This window comes from Myroides pelagicus (assembly GCF_009711055.1).
Lineage (GTDB): Bacteria > Bacteroidota > Bacteroidia > Flavobacteriales > Flavobacteriaceae > Flavobacterium > Flavobacterium pelagicum.
On the sequence record NZ_WMJY01000008.1, the window covers coordinates 71,556 to 88,295 of the forward strand.

Annotated in this window: 16 protein-coding genes; 5 read left to right on the forward strand and 11 right to left on the reverse strand. The window is 33.8% G+C overall.

The features are described 5' to 3' along the window. Positions 1-107: 107 nt before the first annotated feature. From GJV77_RS05225 to GJV77_RS05235, 3 genes are all read right to left on the reverse strand, one after another. Positions 108-1,871 carry an ABC transporter ATP-binding protein gene (locus tag GJV77_RS05225; RefSeq protein ID WP_155035297.1) on the reverse strand — a complete coding sequence of 588 codons (1,764 nt, stop codon included), beginning with the start codon at positions 1,869-1,871 and terminating at the stop codon, positions 108-110. Next, the gene (truA, locus tag GJV77_RS05230; protein ID WP_155035298.1) at positions 1,868-2,605 is read right to left on the reverse strand and encodes a tRNA pseudouridine(38-40) synthase TruA; all 738 of its coding nucleotides are present in this window, start codon (positions 2,603-2,605) and stop codon (positions 1,868-1,870) included. The genes GJV77_RS05225 and truA overlap by 4 nt, the downstream gene beginning before the upstream one ends. 496 nt (positions 2,606-3,101) lie before the next feature. Beyond that, a complete protein-coding gene (locus tag GJV77_RS05235) occupies positions 3,102-3,827 on the reverse strand; it encodes an NADPH-dependent F420 reductase (protein WP_155035299.1) in 726 nt (241 codons plus the stop codon). A gap of 103 nt (positions 3,828-3,930) precedes the next feature. On the opposite strand from GJV77_RS05235, the gene GJV77_RS05240 reads away from it, so the two are divergent. Further along, positions 3,931-4,293, forward strand: a complete 363-nt coding sequence (locus tag GJV77_RS05240) for a winged helix-turn-helix transcriptional regulator (protein ID WP_155035300.1) — start codon at positions 3,931-3,933, stop codon at positions 4,291-4,293. 67 nt (positions 4,294-4,360) lie between these two features. On the opposite strand, the gene purB is transcribed toward GJV77_RS05240, so the two are convergent. The 6 genes from purB to GJV77_RS05270 form a co-directional block, all read right to left on the reverse strand. Beyond that, complete coding sequence (purB, locus tag GJV77_RS05245) at positions 4,361-5,710, reverse strand: adenylosuccinate lyase (RefSeq protein WP_155035301.1); 1,350 nt, start codon at positions 5,708-5,710, stop codon at positions 4,361-4,363. Between the two features lie 271 nt (positions 5,711-5,981). Continuing rightward, positions 5,982-6,833, reverse strand: a complete 852-nt coding sequence (locus tag GJV77_RS05250; protein ID WP_155035302.1) for a DUF2911 domain-containing protein — start codon at positions 6,831-6,833, stop codon at positions 5,982-5,984. 207 nt (positions 6,834-7,040) lie between these two features. Next, positions 7,041-9,017 (reverse strand): protein-disulfide reductase DsbD family protein, encoded by a 1,977-nt coding sequence (locus GJV77_RS05255; protein WP_155035303.1) that lies wholly within the window; start codon positions 9,015-9,017, stop codon positions 7,041-7,043. Further along, entirely contained in the window at positions 9,014-10,333 is a 1,320-nt protein-coding gene (tilS, locus tag GJV77_RS05260) for a tRNA lysidine(34) synthetase TilS (protein ID WP_155035304.1), read from the reverse strand. The genes GJV77_RS05255 and tilS overlap by 4 nt, the downstream gene beginning before the upstream one ends. Positions 10,334-10,530: 197 nt before the next feature. After that, positions 10,531-11,574 carry an RluA family pseudouridine synthase gene (locus tag GJV77_RS05265; protein ID WP_155035305.1) on the reverse strand — a complete coding sequence of 348 codons (1,044 nt, stop codon included), beginning with the start codon at positions 11,572-11,574 and terminating at the stop codon, positions 10,531-10,533. 17 nt (positions 11,575-11,591) lie between these two features. After that, entirely contained in the window at positions 11,592-12,185 is a 594-nt protein-coding gene (locus GJV77_RS05270) for a PASTA domain-containing protein (RefSeq protein ID WP_155035306.1), read from the reverse strand. A gap of 398 nt (positions 12,186-12,583) precedes the next feature. Between GJV77_RS05270 and GJV77_RS05275 the strand changes: the two genes are divergently transcribed. Both GJV77_RS05275 and coaD read left to right on the forward strand, forming a co-directional pair. Continuing rightward, positions 12,584-13,564: a D-alanine--D-alanine ligase gene (locus GJV77_RS05275; RefSeq protein ID WP_155035307.1), complete on the forward strand. Its 981-nt coding sequence runs from the start codon at positions 12,584-12,586 to the stop codon at positions 13,562-13,564. A 16-nt stretch (positions 13,565-13,580) separates the two neighbouring features. After that, a complete protein-coding gene (gene coaD / locus GJV77_RS05280) occupies positions 13,581-14,033 on the forward strand; it encodes a pantetheine-phosphate adenylyltransferase (RefSeq protein WP_155035308.1) in 453 nt (150 codons plus the stop codon). A 215-nt stretch (positions 14,034-14,248) separates the two neighbouring features. On the opposite strand, the gene GJV77_RS05285 is transcribed toward coaD, so the two are convergent. Beyond that, on the reverse strand, positions 14,249-14,854 hold the full coding sequence (locus GJV77_RS05285; RefSeq protein ID WP_155035309.1) for an NUDIX hydrolase: 606 nt from the start codon (positions 14,852-14,854) through the stop codon (positions 14,249-14,251). 7 nt (positions 14,855-14,861) lie between these two features. Here GJV77_RS05285 and pyrE point away from each other — a divergent pair, with 7 nt between their 5' ends. Next, on the forward strand, positions 14,862-15,503 hold the full coding sequence (pyrE, locus tag GJV77_RS05290) for an orotate phosphoribosyltransferase (protein WP_155035310.1): 642 nt from the start codon (positions 14,862-14,864) through the stop codon (positions 15,501-15,503). A 21-nt stretch (positions 15,504-15,524) separates the two neighbouring features. Beyond that, entirely contained in the window at positions 15,525-15,917 is a 393-nt protein-coding gene (locus tag GJV77_RS05295; protein ID WP_155035311.1) for an SRPBCC family protein, read from the forward strand. 51 nt (positions 15,918-15,968) lie between these two features. Here GJV77_RS05295 and GJV77_RS05300 read toward each other — a convergent pair whose 3' ends face one another. Next, positions 15,969-16,727 carry a hypothetical protein gene (locus GJV77_RS05300; protein WP_155035312.1) on the reverse strand — a complete coding sequence of 253 codons (759 nt, stop codon included), beginning with the start codon at positions 16,725-16,727 and terminating at the stop codon, positions 15,969-15,971. Between the last annotated feature and the right edge of the window lie 13 nt (positions 16,728-16,740).

Sequence of the window (16,740 nt, forward strand, 5' to 3'; positions counted from 1 at the left end):
TCACAAAAAAAGCCTTTGTTTTTTGAAAACACTCAAAAAACAAAGGCCTTTTTTCTGTACATAAAACACCTATTCTTTTTAGTAGGTATGCTTATTTTTTATAATTATTAAGCATTACTCTCTTCTTTCACAGCCTTAAACTGTGATTCATATAAGTTTCTATAATATCCTTCTTCAATATTTAACAACTCATGATGAGTACCTTTTTCCACAATAACTCCCTTATCCATTACGATAATCTGGTCAGCATTAACGATAGTTGCCAAACGATGGGCTATAATAATCGATGTTCTATTTTCTGTTAAATAATCTGTTGCCTTTTGAAGTAGCTCTTCAGAATAAGTATCAATTGAAGAGGTCGCTTCATCTAATATAAGAATACTCGGATTACTAACATAAGCACGTAAAAATGCTATGAGTTGCCTCTGTCCAGAAGATAACATAACACCACGTTCTTTCACATTATAGTCATACCCACCAGGCAAACTTGTAATAAATTCATGTATCCCAATTTGCTTGGCAGCTAACTCAACTTGTTCAAGGCTAATCGTTGGATTATGTAAAGTAATATTATTAAAAATCGTATCGCTAAACAAAAAGACGTCTTGGAGTACTACGGCAATCTGTTTGCGTAAAGAAGCAAGCGTAAATGCATTAATATCAGTATTGTCAATCTTTATCTCTCCACTATCAATATCATAAAAACGATTAAGTAAATTAATAATAGTTGACTTTCCTGCTCCAGAAGATCCGACAATAGCAATTGTATTCCCTGCAGGGATAGACAGACTTATACCCTTCAATACTTCTACTTCGTGAATATAACTAAATCGAACATCTTTCAATAAAATATTACCTTTAAACTGAGGTGCTATCACAGTTCCTCTATCAGTCATCTGTTCATCAGTTTCTAACACATCAAATACACGTTCCGCTGCTATAATCCCCATCTGCATAACATTGAACTTATCTGCAATTTGTCTCAAAGGGTTAAACAACATCGTAATCAGCATGGTATAAGCAAACAAATCTCCAAAAGTAGTCAGGTTATCTCCTTCAACTATCGACATTCCTCCATACCAAATTACAAATCCTAAAGTTAAAGAAGATACTATATCTGCAATCGGGAAAAAAATAGAATTATACAATATATTCTTTAACCAAGCTTGATTGTGCTTTTGATTAATTTCCTCAAATTTTTCATACTCTATTTGCTCCCGTGTAAATAGTTGTACAATTTTCATACCTGTCAATCGCTCTTGAACAAAGGTATTCAAATTAGAAATTTGTGTACGTACTTCTTGGAAAGCAGACTTCATTTTCAATTGAAAAATACGAGTTGCATAAACCAATATAGGCATCGCTACTAGGACAATTAAACTCAGTTTCCAATTCATATAAAACATAAAGCCTAACACGACAAACATCTTCAACACATCACTGACTATCATAAAAAGTCCTTGACTAAAAATACTGGCAATAGACTCAATATCTGACACCGCACGGGTTACTAACTTTCCAACTGGTTCTTTATCAAAATAACGCATCCGAAAACTCAGTATCTTATCAAAAAGCTTTTCTCGTATATCCTTAACAATATCTTGACCTAACCAATTAGCCCAATAGGTAAAGTAAAACTGTGACAATACTTCCCCTGTCAACACTAATGCCATCAAGCCGATGTAAAACAATAGCCCCTCTTGATCTCTAGTCTGAACATAGTTATCAACAGTCTGTTTCAGCATATAAGGACGAACAGCAGCAAATATTGACAATGCAATCGCAAAAACTATAACCCAGTTAAATCTTCTTTGATAAGGTTTTGCGTAACTTAAAATTTTTCTTAATGAGATTGATCGAAACTTTTTCATAGATAAGGATAGCTTACTTGAGTTAAAAATAATCCTTTTCCTGGTACTGAGAAACCAGCTTGCCCTCTATCCTTACTTTCTATTATTGTTCTAACATCTTCAACACTAATTTTTCCTAAACCAACATTTACTAATGTTCCAACAATTGCGCGAACCATGTTACGCAAAAATCGATTAGCTGAAATAGTAAAAACTAACTTCTGTTTATCAATAACTGTCCACTCTGCTCTATAAATTGTACAATTAAAAGTAAATACATCAGTATGAGTTTTCGAAAAACATTCAAAGTCTTCATATTCAAATAATACCTTAGCTGCTTCATTCATCTTTTGGACATCTAAAGCTTTGAAATGATAAAAACTCAGATTATTGCAAAAGGCATCTTTATATAAGTGCATATGATACTCATATGTACGTGCTGTCGCATCAAATCGAGCATGAGCTTCTGTATCTACTGGATGAATTGCATATACTACGATGTCTTGTGGCAAAAACGAATTCATCTTTTGAATTAAAGAATCTTTATCAAAGCTTATTTCATAGTCAAAATGAGCAAACATTTGTTTTGCATGAACTCCAGCATCAGTACGACCAGCACCAACCAATTCGATTGGCGCACGTAACAACGTAGAAATAGCAGTGGTTAAAGTCTCCTGTACTGTATTTGCATTAGGCTGTATTTGCCATCCGTGATAATGAGTTCCGTTATAAGCAAATTCTAAAAAATATCTCAAAATATATCTCCTCTTTTTTACAAAAAGCAAATATACTTTAAAATAAGGACTCACTTATTTATGTTATTAAAATTTATGATGACTGATCTCACTTTCAATGAATCTTTTTAACTAGCCCTGCTTATAGCGCATAGATTCACAACAGACCTTTTAGATTTAAACTACTATTTTGCCATTTATTTAATATTCAGTACCTTTAGAATACATTAACCATGAAAAAACATACTTATGGGTCGGACAAACCTTAATCTAATCAAAGCTATAGCTTTTTTGCTCTTAGTCGTCGGTGTAATACTCTTTGTAAAAAACGTTGATGCTATTATCTTTAAAGAAGAATTCAATATTTCTAGCATTCTTCTCTCAATAGCACTGATGACAGCGAGTTTTTTAGGAAACAGAAAAGTGAAGTCATTAAAGAAAATAACAATTTAAAATAAAGAAAGCAAATTTCTAATCTATAGAAATTTGCTTTCTTTATTTAGATTGTCTTTAAGAACTACTTCTCTACCTCTTCAAAATAGGCGATTAACTGCTTTTCTTGTGCTATACGTTTTTCCATAAGTTGCTCTTTTACTTCATATGTTCTATTATCTCCCAAAGCACTTAGTCTATCTAATAAATCTTGCTTAGCCAAATCTGTGCAATAGACTGGAGTTCCTGGTTCTTGTTTCCACGAATCAGACAATGTCCCATTATCAACAACATCGAATCCAATAGTATCAATTAACTCGCTGACCACTTCTTTGTGATGCTGTACATCGCCAGAAACAGGTAAAGCTATTCTTTTATCGTTTCCTTTTGGCAAACCTGCTTGAGCTAAGTTAAGGTAGGTAATAGAGTTAAAAGCCTTTACTACTGGTCTATCTATAATAGAAGAAACCCATTCAGAATCAGTCATTCCTAAGTCAATCGCTTCAATTTGCCCATCTCTTAACAATGGATAATAATTACATGTATCTATTACAATTACCTCATCACTAACACCTTCAAATAAGTCTCTTGGCAAATTTAACACACCTATCTGTGGAATAGCAATTAAAACAACATCATTATTTCTCGCTACATCATAAACCGTAGCTGCAGTAATACCTAGTGATTGTGTTAACTCCCACAAACTCTCGGATCCTCTCGAATTAGCAATACTCACTTGATGTCCCAAAACTTTAAAGTGTTTTGCCAATGTGCTTCCAATATTTCCGGCTCCTATAATTCCTATTTTCATATTTTCCTTCTTTTAATTAGAGATTTTTGTTTCAGCAAATCTATGTACTTTGGGTTTCTAAAATACACTAGTTACCTAAAGGTAATCATACAACCCTAATATTATGACCAAAAACAAACATATAGAGTGCCTTCATTCTTTATTACCTATTAGAGATGCAATTGATGTCATCAGTGGGAAATGGAAATTGCAAATAATTGTTTCTATCTGGTCAGGAAACCAGAAATTTAAAGAAATAGAGCGAAGTATTCCAAAATTAACGGCTAAAGTTTTAGCTAAAGAATTAAAAGATCTAGAGGAACATAAACTAATTAAACGTACTGTTTATGACGAATCTCCCATACGAATCCAATATACCTTAGAACCACATGCTAAATCCTTAGAGCCTTTAATTATGGCTTTAAGAGACTTTGGACTAAAACACAGAAAGGAAGTTTTAGCAAGAGAGTATGTTATAAATAAATAACTTAAAGCTCTAACTATATAAAAAATCCACTCAAAATGAGTGGATTTTTTTATATAGTCGATCTGTTTTACAATATATCTACACCTAAATAATTGGCAGGTGATATTTGTTTCAATTCTACTTTAATAGGCTCAGATACAGCTAATGTATCAATAAATGAATGTATTGATTCTCGATTAATAACTGTATTTGTTCTTGTCAAATCTTTCAATGCTTCATAAGGATTAGGATAACCTTCTCTTCTCAAAATTGTTTGAATAGCTTCTGCTACTACAGCCCAGTTATTTTCTAAATCTTGAGCAAACTTAGCCTCGTTTAGCAATAACTTATCTAATCCTTTCAATGTTGATTCAAAAGCAATAACTGTATGTCCAAAAGGCACTCCTACATTTCTCAATACTGTACTATCCGTTAAATCGCGTTGTAAACGTGAAATAGGCAATTTCGCCGCTAAATGCTCTAAAATAGCATTTGCAATCCCTAAGTTTCCTTCTGAGTTTTCAAAATCAATTGGATTAACTTTATGTGGCATAGCCGAAGAACCAATCTCTCCTGCCTTTATTTTTTGCTTGAAATAATCCATAGAAACATATGTCCATACATCTCTATCTAAATCAATAAGAATAGTATTGATTCGTTTTAATCCATCAAAGAATGCAGCAAAATGATCGTAGTGTTCTATTTGAGTTGTAGGGAATGAATGTTTTAATCCTAAAGTTAATTCAACAAAATCAGTTCCAAATTGTTTCCAGTTATACATTGGATAAGCTACATGGTGTGCATTGAAGTTACCCGTAGCACCTCCAAATTTAGCTGCAAATGGAACATTTTGCAATAAGCGAAGTTGCTCTTCCAAACGCTCTACAAAAACAAATAGTTCTTTACCTAGACGAGTTGGTGAAGCTGGCTGACCATGTGTTCGAGCCAACATTGGTACATCTTTCCACTCAGTTGCTAATTCTTTCAATTTATTTATTACACGAATAAATAATGGCATATATACATCGTGAAAAGCCTCCTTTGTTAGTAGTGGAATTGATGTATTATTAATATCTTGAGAAGTTAATCCAAAGTGAATAAATTCTTTGTATTGTTCTAATCCCAAACGATCAAAAGCATCTTTAATAAAATATTCAACTGCTTTTACATCGTGATTAGTGATACGTTCTTTATCTTTAATCCATTGTGCATCTGCTGTTGTAAAGTCTTGATACAACTTGCGCAGTTCAGGGAACAAACTAGAAGAAACATCTTTTAATTGAGGTAAGCCATGATTACATAAAGCAATGAAATACTCTACTTCAACAAGTACTCTGTACTTAATAAGGGCCTCTTCTGAAAAATAATTAGCTAGTGCATTAGTCTTTCCTCTATAACGTCCATCAATAGGGGAAATTGCATTTAATTCTGTTAGCATATTTTAGATTGTGTTGTTAAAGGACAAAGATAAAGTATTCATCATAAAGTAAGAAATTAAATAAAAAAAGATAGTCCACATGGACTATCTTTTTAATAATGACTTCCAATTAGGAAACTCTCTCTTTCAATAACGCAGACCATTTAGATTTATAACTTATCGGTGTTTATTTTTGAGAAGCTCTTTCATATATTCTCTGGTAAAATTAAATCCTTTAAGCATTACCTAATCGTATCTTTAATCACAACTAAATCTGGTAAACCTAAACCTTTTATATCGATTTAGACCACTCCTTTATAGCATCTTTATTAATCTTAATATAATCAAGATTATTCGCTTTTTCTGCTAAAGCTAACGCCCATTTAGCAGTTTCTACTGCAGCTACCTTATCTCCTAACTTTGCTTGAATTTGAGATTTTAATCGAACAAAATAGTAAGGTATCTGATCTCCTGACTTCTCAATTGCTTTATTTATCCAATCTAGTGCTCGGTCGTAGTCCTTATTTGTCAAGTAAAAATATTCTGAAGCAGCATAATAATCAATCACCTTTGGTCCTGCAAAAGTATCTTCAATTGTCTCCATTGCTAACTTATCAGTTGGGACATAGAAGCGAACAGGTACTACTGTCTTCTCCCACATGATCTCTAAGTCTGCATAGTCAATATTGACATTATTCACCGCTATAGTAAAAGTCTCGTGTTTGCGATTGGAATTCATCACCTTAACTTTTGTAGACAAGGCTACTTTACTATCATCCCACTTCTCCGGAAGCCCCCAGTTATTCACATCGTTATAAAAAATCACCTCCCATTCCTCTATTTTAGGAATAGTGTAAATAGCATATGATCCTTTCTTCAATGTCTTTCCATCAATCACCACATCATTACCAAAAGTTACAATGGAGTTCATATTAGCTCCTGTTCGCCAAAGTCGACCATAAGGAACCAAATCTCCATAAATTAACCGTCCACGCATATTAGGGCGTGAATAATCAACTTTCACGTCTGTCAGCCCCACCACTTGATGAACTTCTGATTTAGTACTTGTCGAAGGAGTATGAACTTGTGCTATTCCACAAATTGACAACAAAGCAAAAGCTCCTACAATTAAATTCTTTTTCATTTTATAGCGTTTTTATTTTTCTAAAAGTACCTCAATTAGCCATCCGCAATTCAATGAATACAGATACTCGAAACTATTGAGTCTTCCAAAGATATTAACTTAATTCTTAACTTTTTCTCAAAATAAACACTTCACTGCTGTTTTGCAAAAAAAAGAGCTTCTAAGTAAATTACTTAGAAGCTCTGCAATAATATCAATTATCAATAATTATTTCTTTTTATTGATTCCTTCTTTTAACCATTTTTTGTATTCTTCAATATCTGGAGTATAGCCTACATGCTCAGTCAATCGACTTTCATCTGTATCCAACACAATGTAATACGGTTGAGCATTTGCTTGATAATGCTTCATTTGAAAATCACTCCATTTGTTTCCAATCGTCTTTACCTTCTTACCACTTGTCTCAGATATATATTGTTCACCTTCTGGTAATTTTGTAGGATCATCTACATAAAGTGAAATCAAAACGATCTCGTTCTTTAAAATTGACATAATTGTAGGATCAGACCATACATAATCCTCCATCTTACGACAATTTACACATGCAAAACCTGTAAAGTCTAATAAGATCGGTTTATTAACTGACTTAGCATAAGCTAAACCTTTCTCATAATCAGTAAATGCAACTATATCATGAGCACCTAGTTTAGCGCCTTCTGGTAGAGCTGCTACTTCTCCAGCAGATGCACCTCCTTTACCTCCTACTCCATATGGGCTCTCCGCATACGTCAATGGTGGCGGAAATCCTGAAATAATCTTCAGTGGAGCTCCCCATAAACCTGGTATCATATATATAGTAAATATAGAGACAAACAACGCCATAAATAGACGACCTACCGATATACTTTCTACTGGTGAATCGTGTGGTAACCTTACCTTTCCAAACAAGTATAGTGCCCAAGTACCAAAGATAGCAATCCAGATAGCAAGGAAAACTTCTCTTTCTAACCAATGTGCTTGTAATACTAAATCAGCATTAGATAAGAATTTGAACGCTAATGCTAACTCCAAAAATCCTAAAGATACTTTTACTGTATTTAACCAGCCTCCTGATTTCGGCATTGAATTTAACCACCCTGGAAACATAGCAAAAAGCATAAAAGGTAGCGCTAAAGCTAAAGAGAAACCTAACATACCTACTACTGGTGCAATTCCTCCTTTAGACGCTGCTTCTACTAACAAAGTTCCTACAATAGGCCCTGTACAAGAAAACGAAACAATCGCTAAAGCTAAAGCCATAAAGATGATTCCTATTAAACCTCCTCTATCAGCCTGCGAATCTACTTTGTTTGCCCATGAATTAGGTAACATAATCTCGAAAGCACCTAAGAATGATGCTGCAAAAACAATTAATAACAAGAAGAAAATAACATTAAAGTACACATTGGTAGATAATGCATTTAATGAGTCTGCTCCAAATATTGCTGTCACTACAGTACCTAAAATTACATAAATTAAAATAATAGATACTCCGTAAAATACTGCGTTCTTAATTCCCTTTGCTCTTGTTTTACTTTGCTTTGTAAAGAAACTTACCGTCATTGGTATCATCGGAAATACGCATGGTGTTAATAATGCTGCAAAACCAGATAAGAATGACAAAAAGAATATGGTAAACAATCCTTTGCTCTCTGTTTTTGTAATCGCTCCTTGTGTTTTAGAAGTCTCAGTTGAAGTAACAACCGTTTTCCCTTGCTCGTACTCTTCAAAGTTTTTAACCTCCTGAGCTGTTAATGATTTCAAGTCATAGACAAATAGATTACTTTGTGAGATACACATTTCCTCACAAACCTGATATTCCATCTCTACCTGTATATTCGAAACATCTCTGTTAGTTACTTTCACCTTTTGAACCAGAGTGATTGGTCCTTCAAAAAAGGTCTCATCAACTTCAAAGATATCGTTATACTTTTTGACAGTCTTACTTTCAGTCGTTGATCCGACTAACTCGTAATTACCCTCCAAGTTATTATACTCAAATGTCAATGGCAACGCTCCTCCATCAGCTGTATACTGAGAGTACAAATGCCACCCTTCTTCCACTGTACCATTCCACGTAATCGTATATTCCGTGTCTGATTCTTTCTCTATTTTTGTCGTCCATACCGCTGGATTCATCATCATCTGTGCCTGCACAGTGAAAAACGACAAGAATAAGAGTAGCAAATAAGCTAATTTTCTCATACTGTAATTTGTATTTTAATAATGTTTTTTGTTGTACTTCGTATTTTAAATCGTTCATCCATTCGACTACCAATAACCCATACAATTTCATCTCCTGAACACAAAAGCCAAGTATTTTCTTTCTCAAACTGATTAAACTTCTCGTCTTTAAAATACTTACTTACCTTTTTTGTTCCTTTCATTCCAAAAGGAACAAACTTATCTCCACTTCTGTGTTTACGCACTATTAATGGAAATGTCAATCGATCCTCATCAACTAATATAGTTGTAGAATCTACCTTCATTTCTCCATCTTCATGCGCTATTATTGCTAACTTAAGTGGTTCTTCTAAATTTTGCCCTTTTGCTAAATAATATATTTGTTCTTTATTCTCTTCTTCTATACTTTTCGGTTGCAATATAAGTACTTGTCTGTCTTTTAGCAACACATATTTCTTAGAATATACAATTTTTCCGCTTTCCGCTTCTAGCAGATGTACGATATCATCCCAAGCTGTAAAACCATAGGGTTGCAACCATTGATACAAATAAGCCTTAGGTTCAGATAGTTTATTTAATTTATCTATCGCAAACACAAGACTTCCATCTCCTTGCTTTGTTACCACCTTGTTATACTCTAATGTTGATGCATCATTCGCTAATAACGCCGTATCAGTCAAATTACTAATCGTATCACTAAAGCATCTTGTGAATTGTGGATTGATCTCCTTCAACAAGGGAACTATTTGCTTTCGAAACTTATTACGCAAATATTTTGTCTGAGCATTTGTATAATCTTCTCTCCACGTTATTTTATGTTCAGCTGCATAGGTAGCTATCTCTTCACGTGTAAAAGGCAACAATGGCCTAAGTATATAATCATTCTGCTCGGGTATACCTAATAGTCCCGTAATCCCTGTCCCTCTTGAGAAATTAATCAAAAACGTCTCTATAGAATCATCTAAATGATGAGCGGTCAATAAATAGTCATATCCTTCCTTTCGAATCAAGGATGCAAACCAATCATACCTCAAATCTCTAGCTGCAATCTGAATTGACACTTTCTGTTCTGATGCATATTGTTCGGTATCAAAAGATTGCACCAAAACATTTACGCCTAACGTTTGGGCTAAAGCTTCTACAAAAGCCTGATCCTCATTACTGTCTTCTCCTCTAAGGTGAAAATTACAATGTGCCATGACAAAAGGAATCTTAGCCTCCTTGCACAAATGACACAAAACAACACTATCAATCCCTCCACTTACCGCAATAAGTAACCTTTTCTTCGCTACAAGCGGAAAACGATCACGTAGATGTTGTTTAAACTGTTCTAACATTGTTATTTATCGTATGACATACACTTAAAAAACGAATCTAATGCTAAAATAAAAAGTTTACTAAAAAATTCGTTTGTGTATATTTTTATTTCAATTGTAAAAGTATAAAATAGGAATAGAAAATAAATAATTAAATGATATACTTTAACAAAGTAAACTAAAAAAGCTACATCTTTTAATCGATATAGCTTTCGTTATTATATATTTTCTTGAATTGAATTATGTGCGTAATTCCTCCATTTTGCAATACATTGTTGCATATCATCTGGAACTTCTGTATCAAATCGCATATATTCTTTTGTCACAGGATGCTCAAACCCTAAAGTCTTCGCGTGTAATGCTTGTCTAGGCAATACCTGAAAACAGTTTTCTACAAATTGCTTATACTTTGTAAAGGTTGTTCCTTTCAAGATTAGATTTCCTCCATATCGCTCATCATTGAATAATGTATGTCCAATATGTTTCATATGCACTCTAATCTGATGTGTACGTCCTGTTTCTAATCGACATGATACTAAAGTCACATAACCTAAACGTTCTAACACTTTGTAATGTGTTACAGCCCACTTTCCTTTCTCTTCATCGTCAAAAGCTGCCATTTGCATGCGATCTTTAACGTGGCGACCGATATAACTTTCAATTGTACCTTCTTCCTCTTCGACATTTCCCCAAACAATAGCTACATATTCGCGCTCTGTTGTCTTTTCAGCAAACTGTCGTTGCAGATCAGCCATAGCTACCTCTGTTTTGGCTATCACTAATAACCCACTTGTATCTTTATCGATACGGTGTACTAATCCTGGACGTTCACTGCTGTTCAATGGTAGGTTTTCAAAATGATATGCCAACGCATTCACAAGTGTTCCCGTATAGTTTCCATGTCCTGGATGTACTACTAAACCAGGCTTCTTATTCACCACTAATAACGCATCGTCCTCATAAATAATATCCAAAGGAATATTCTCTGGAATAATGACATTTTCGAAAGGAGGTTGCTTCATCAAGACACGGACAACATCCATTGATTTAACCTTGTGATTTGACTTTACAGGTACATCATTGACAAATATATTTCCATTAGCTGCCGCTTGTTGAATCTTATTGCGTGTTGCATTCTCTACTAAGTTCATCAAAAACTTATCTACACGCAACGGTGCTTGTCCTTTTCCCGCTTCAAACCTATAATGTTCATACAACTCTTCTTCCATGTCGTCAAACATCTCTACATTATTTTCTAGCATCTATATTCTCTTGATATTTATTCAATTGCTGGAGCTACATCCAATTGCTCTGGTGATAATGGTGCTCTACCATCCCCTAATACAAAGTCAATAACAGAATTCTTCTGCACTTGATCACCTTGTTTTAATTCTTTCCCATTTTGAGATACACGCAGTACTACATCTTTTGCTATGCTAGGACTATAACTAACTTTACCTTTGCGCAACCCTAATGAAGTAATCATTGTCAATGCTTGTCTATACGTTAAGTCCTCTAAATTAGGCAACATTAAATTTCTATATTTAGCAGCATTGATCTTTACGTATATTTTTCTGTTTTCTTTTACAAAAGTGGCAGCCTTTGGATTCTGCTCAACAATAGAAAGTGGTGGAATATTTTTATTGAAATCCAACGTATCTAGAACTACCATTTGTAGTTTACTCTCTTTTAACTTATTTATAGCCTGTTCACTAGTTAGTTTTGTAATATTAGGCACCTCTATTCTTTGATCGTGATTTGTCGTTTTATCTAGCCACTGTAATGCTATAAACGCTCCTAATACACAAAGTAATAAAGCTACAATTACAGATATCCAAAAAGCTTTACTGACAAAAAACTTAACTATTTTCATACTTATTAATTTTAGGCAAAGATATAAAATCAAGACAAATGCTTGATTTTTCATTCTTGATTTTTCATTCTTGATTTTTCTCTCCCGATTTATTTATATCCTCCCAGCACTCTTTTTCATGTAACCTTTTCAAAAAATCCCCTCACCTTTCTACCTTCTTGCAAAAGCTTATTTACTTGATATTTCAAGTAATACTTTCATCATTTCCTCCCTGGAATTTACTAGTTAGCAAGTCTAAATCATCAAAAAAAAACAATCCAAAAAAACTAGAAAGTATTCGTTGCGATTATTTAAGAGCAACTACTTACTTTAAAGGTTTTTTGTTTCTTTCTTTTATTATACATTTGTTTTAGAGAAGGATCAATAAAGATTACAACCTTCTAAAAAAAATATTTCTTATGAAGCATGTAGCAATCGTCATGGGAGGCTATTCAAGTGAATGGAAAATCTCTTTAACCAGTGGTCAAGTAGTGTATGAAAGTTTGGACCGAACAAAGTATACTCCTTACAAAATACATATCCTAGAAGATAAATGGGTGTACGTAAATGATCAAGACCAAGAATTTCCTATTGATAAAAATGACTTTTCGATAGTGGTCAATAATCAGAAAATTTCGTTTGATGTTGTATTTAATGCAATACACGGAACACCAGGTGAAGATGGTTTATTACAAGCTTATTTTTCACTTATTGGTATGCCACAAACTTCATGTGACTTTTATCAAGCTGCACTAACAATGAACAAAAGAGATATGCTGTCGGTATTAAAACCTTATGGAATTAAGACCGCTATTTCATATTACTTAAACCAAGGTGACTATATCGATACTGAAATGATTATACAACGCGTCGGTTTACCTTGTTTTGTAAAGCCTAATCGCTCTGGATCGAGCTTTGGCATATCAAAGGTAAAATCAACTGAAGAACTCTTAACAGCTATTGAAAATGCCTACAGAGAAGACAATGAGATAATCATTGAGAGCTTCTTAAATGGAACAGAAGTTTCGGTAGGAGTAATCAACTATCACGGAGAAGTGATAGTTCTTCCAATGACCGAGATTGTTTCAGAAAATGATTTCTTTGACTACGAAGCTAAATACTTAGGTAAGTCTCAAGAAATTACTCCTGCGCGAATTGATGAAAAAACTAAGCTTAAAGTAGAAGAAATAGCTATACGCATTTATAAAATACTAAACATGAAAGGGTTTTCACGTAGTGAATTTATTATTGTCGATGGCGTTCCATTCTTATTAGAAATGAATACGGTGCCCGGACTAACACGTGAAAGCATCTTGCCAAAACAAGCCAAAGAGGCAAATATTCCTCTGCCTGATTTGTTTGACAATGCAATTGTCTTAGCTTTGCAATCAGCAAATTAATTATAAACAGAAGAATATGAGAAGAGCAGTACTACCCGGTTCTTTCGATCCTATCACCAACGGACACTTCGATATTATACAAAGAGCACTACCTCTATTTGACGAAATCATCGTTGCCATTGGCGTGAACTCTGACAAAAAGTATATGTTTACACTAGAAGAAAGAAAGCGTTTTATCGAAGAAACCTTCAAAGATGAGCCTAAAATAAAAGTAGCAACCTATGAAGGGCTAACAACGGATTTCTGTTTCAAAGTAGATGCGAAGTTTATCCTAAGAGGATTGAGAAACCCAGCTGACTTCGAGTTCGAAAAAGCAATTGCGCATACCAATCGCTTTCTTACAAAACTTGAAACTGTTTTTTTACTAACTGCTGCTAGTACCTCTTTTATTAGCTCTAGTATTGTAAGAGATGTAATAAGAAACAAAGGTGATTATACTAAATTAGTCCCATCAACAGTGAGATTATAATCCTAAAACATACAAAAGCCTATCTAATACAATTTGTTAGATAGGCTTTTCTTATATACTTTCCTTTGTCTCTATTTCTTGCCAAATCCTATAGGTATACTTTAGGTTTAGGTGCACTTTAGTACCCAACAGCCTATCTCTTGGCAAGAAAACCTCAACTATACTGCAAGTATTCTTCAAGCATCATTGCATCTAAACGAGCTTAAAGACAAATATTATTCCTTTAATAAACCTAACTCATCAATTAATAGCTTGATATTCTCATAGGAATTATTCATTGCCTCACGTATTTGATCCTTGTTTAACCAAGCCACTTGTTCTATTCCTTCTTCTATTTGTCCTACTAACTCACCTTCGTATGTACTCGTCATTTCGTACCAAGTAGTTATTTTCAACTTATATTTACCATTTCGTTTAAAAATGTGATAGGTCTTTGGCAATTTTCGAACAATAGACAAATTTGACACACCTGTCTCCTCCTCAACCTCGCGCATAGCGGTCTCTTCCATCTCCTCATTCTTCTCAATTCCTCCTTTAGGTAAATCCCACTTACCACTACGCAAAATAAACAATACCTCTCCTCTATCATTAAAGACGACTCCTCCACCTGCTTTCTGAACAGGTATCTTCTCCTTTATCTTCTTTAATATCTGTTTTTCGTTAGGATGATATAAAAAAGCCTTATCTATTTTATTTTGAAAATATTTAATGATAATTTTGTCGATATCGACACTATCTAATAAGAACAGTTTAAAATCGGTTTCTTTCTCGATTTTATCTGTCAGAAACAATGGTTTGTCGTTTACAAAAACTTTATACATTTGTATTATGATTTTTAATAAAGAAACAGCACACAAAACAGCCGAGTCACTTCTGCAAATTAACGCAATTAAATTAAATCCTAAAAATCCTTTTACATGGGCTTCAGGATGGAAATCACCAATTTATTGTGACAACCGTATTACATTGTCTTATCCAGAAATCCGAAAATTCTTACAAAAAGAATTTGCAGAGAACATCATTGCAAAATATGGCAAACCAGATGTAATCGCAGGGGTAGCTACTGGAGCTATCGGAATAGGGTTACTTGTAGCAGAGGCATTGGAACTACCATTTGTTTATGTACGTCCTGAACCAAAAAAGCACGGAAGACAAAATCAAATAGAAGGACAATTAGAGGCTGGTAAATCTGTAGTGGTAATCGAAGACCTTATCAGTACTGGAAAAAGTAGCTTACAAGCAGTAGAAGCTTTAAAAGCTAATGGTGCTAATATCCTAGGTATGGCTGCAATCTTTACCTATGAGTTTCAAGTAGCTGAGGACAACTTTAAAGAAGCGGGTATTGAATTAACAACACTTAGCAACTATACTTCACTATTAGAAAATGCCGTGAATCAGAAATACATTTCAGACAGTGATTTTGACACACTACAAGAGTGGAGAAAAAACCCTGCCCAGTGGAATCAATAATAACCCCAAAAACAAAAGGATATGAATTTAGAAAGTCCAAAAGTAACCGTAAATAAATCAGCAGAATATATCTTTAATGCTTTGACAGACGTTAAAAACTTTGAAAAATTAATGCCTGAATCAATTGCTAAATTTGAAGTAACAGGAGAGGATTCTTTTATCTTCGCGTTGAAAGGTATGCCTGAGATTAAACTTAAAAAGAAAGAGCAAACACCTAACTCTACAGTAATTTTAGGAGCAGCTAGTGATAAACTTCCTTTTACATTAACAGGAAATATTACAGAGGTAGATGCTGAAAAAACCGAAATACAATTACAGTTTGAAGGAAGCTTCAACCCTATGATGGCAATGATGGTTAAAGGTCCTATCGGTAAGTTTATCGAAGCCTTAGCTGGAAACATGAATAAATTATAAGGCCAAGCATATAAAAAAAACGAGCAATTGCTCGTTTTTTTTATATCTTCTTTATTTCAATTTTACTTTATATCCTAGTATCGTAGGATCCTCCATAATATCTCCAACTTTAAACTCTTTCGTAAAGCTTTTTCCATCTGCACTAATCACAGCATCTGGATAAGATACAGATTTAATTTTTCGGTCAAAACTAACCTTTACAATATAGGTAAACATCTTATCCATTCCACCCATATTTGTCTTTTTCATTTCAGCAGTATCAACCTCTTTTACTTTTCGCTCAAATACTTTCTTACTGCTCTCGTAATAAGTCTTTTCACTGACTACTGAATTAAAGTCCATTGCATCTTTTGATGGGTTCTCTTTATCTTTTGTTACTTTGCTTAATTCTTCTAATTGAGCAAACGTTTTATTCAATTGATCAGAATCCTCAGCATCAATTCTAAAGTTTACATCACCAACACTATCATTCATTACAAATTTAATAAGAACATTGTCTAAATTTTTGAACAGGTCTGGATGCTCTGCTAACAAACTATCTTTTTTTTCTTGTCCATTCTCTTCTTTTGCTAAAGCAAGGTCAAGATATTGTTCGATTGTCAACTCTTTTCCATTAAAGAAATCTAAAGCTTTCCCCATATCCTTTTGCATACTATCTTTTGCATCAGGTGAAAACTTCATCAATTCAGAAAAGTCTAAGTTGAAAGAATAATCGATATTCCCTTTTCTATTAACGTGTATTTCCTCTTTCATTACACATGACTGTAGAGAAACAACCATGAGCATACACAACATAAGTATTTTCTTCATAATGATTATTTTT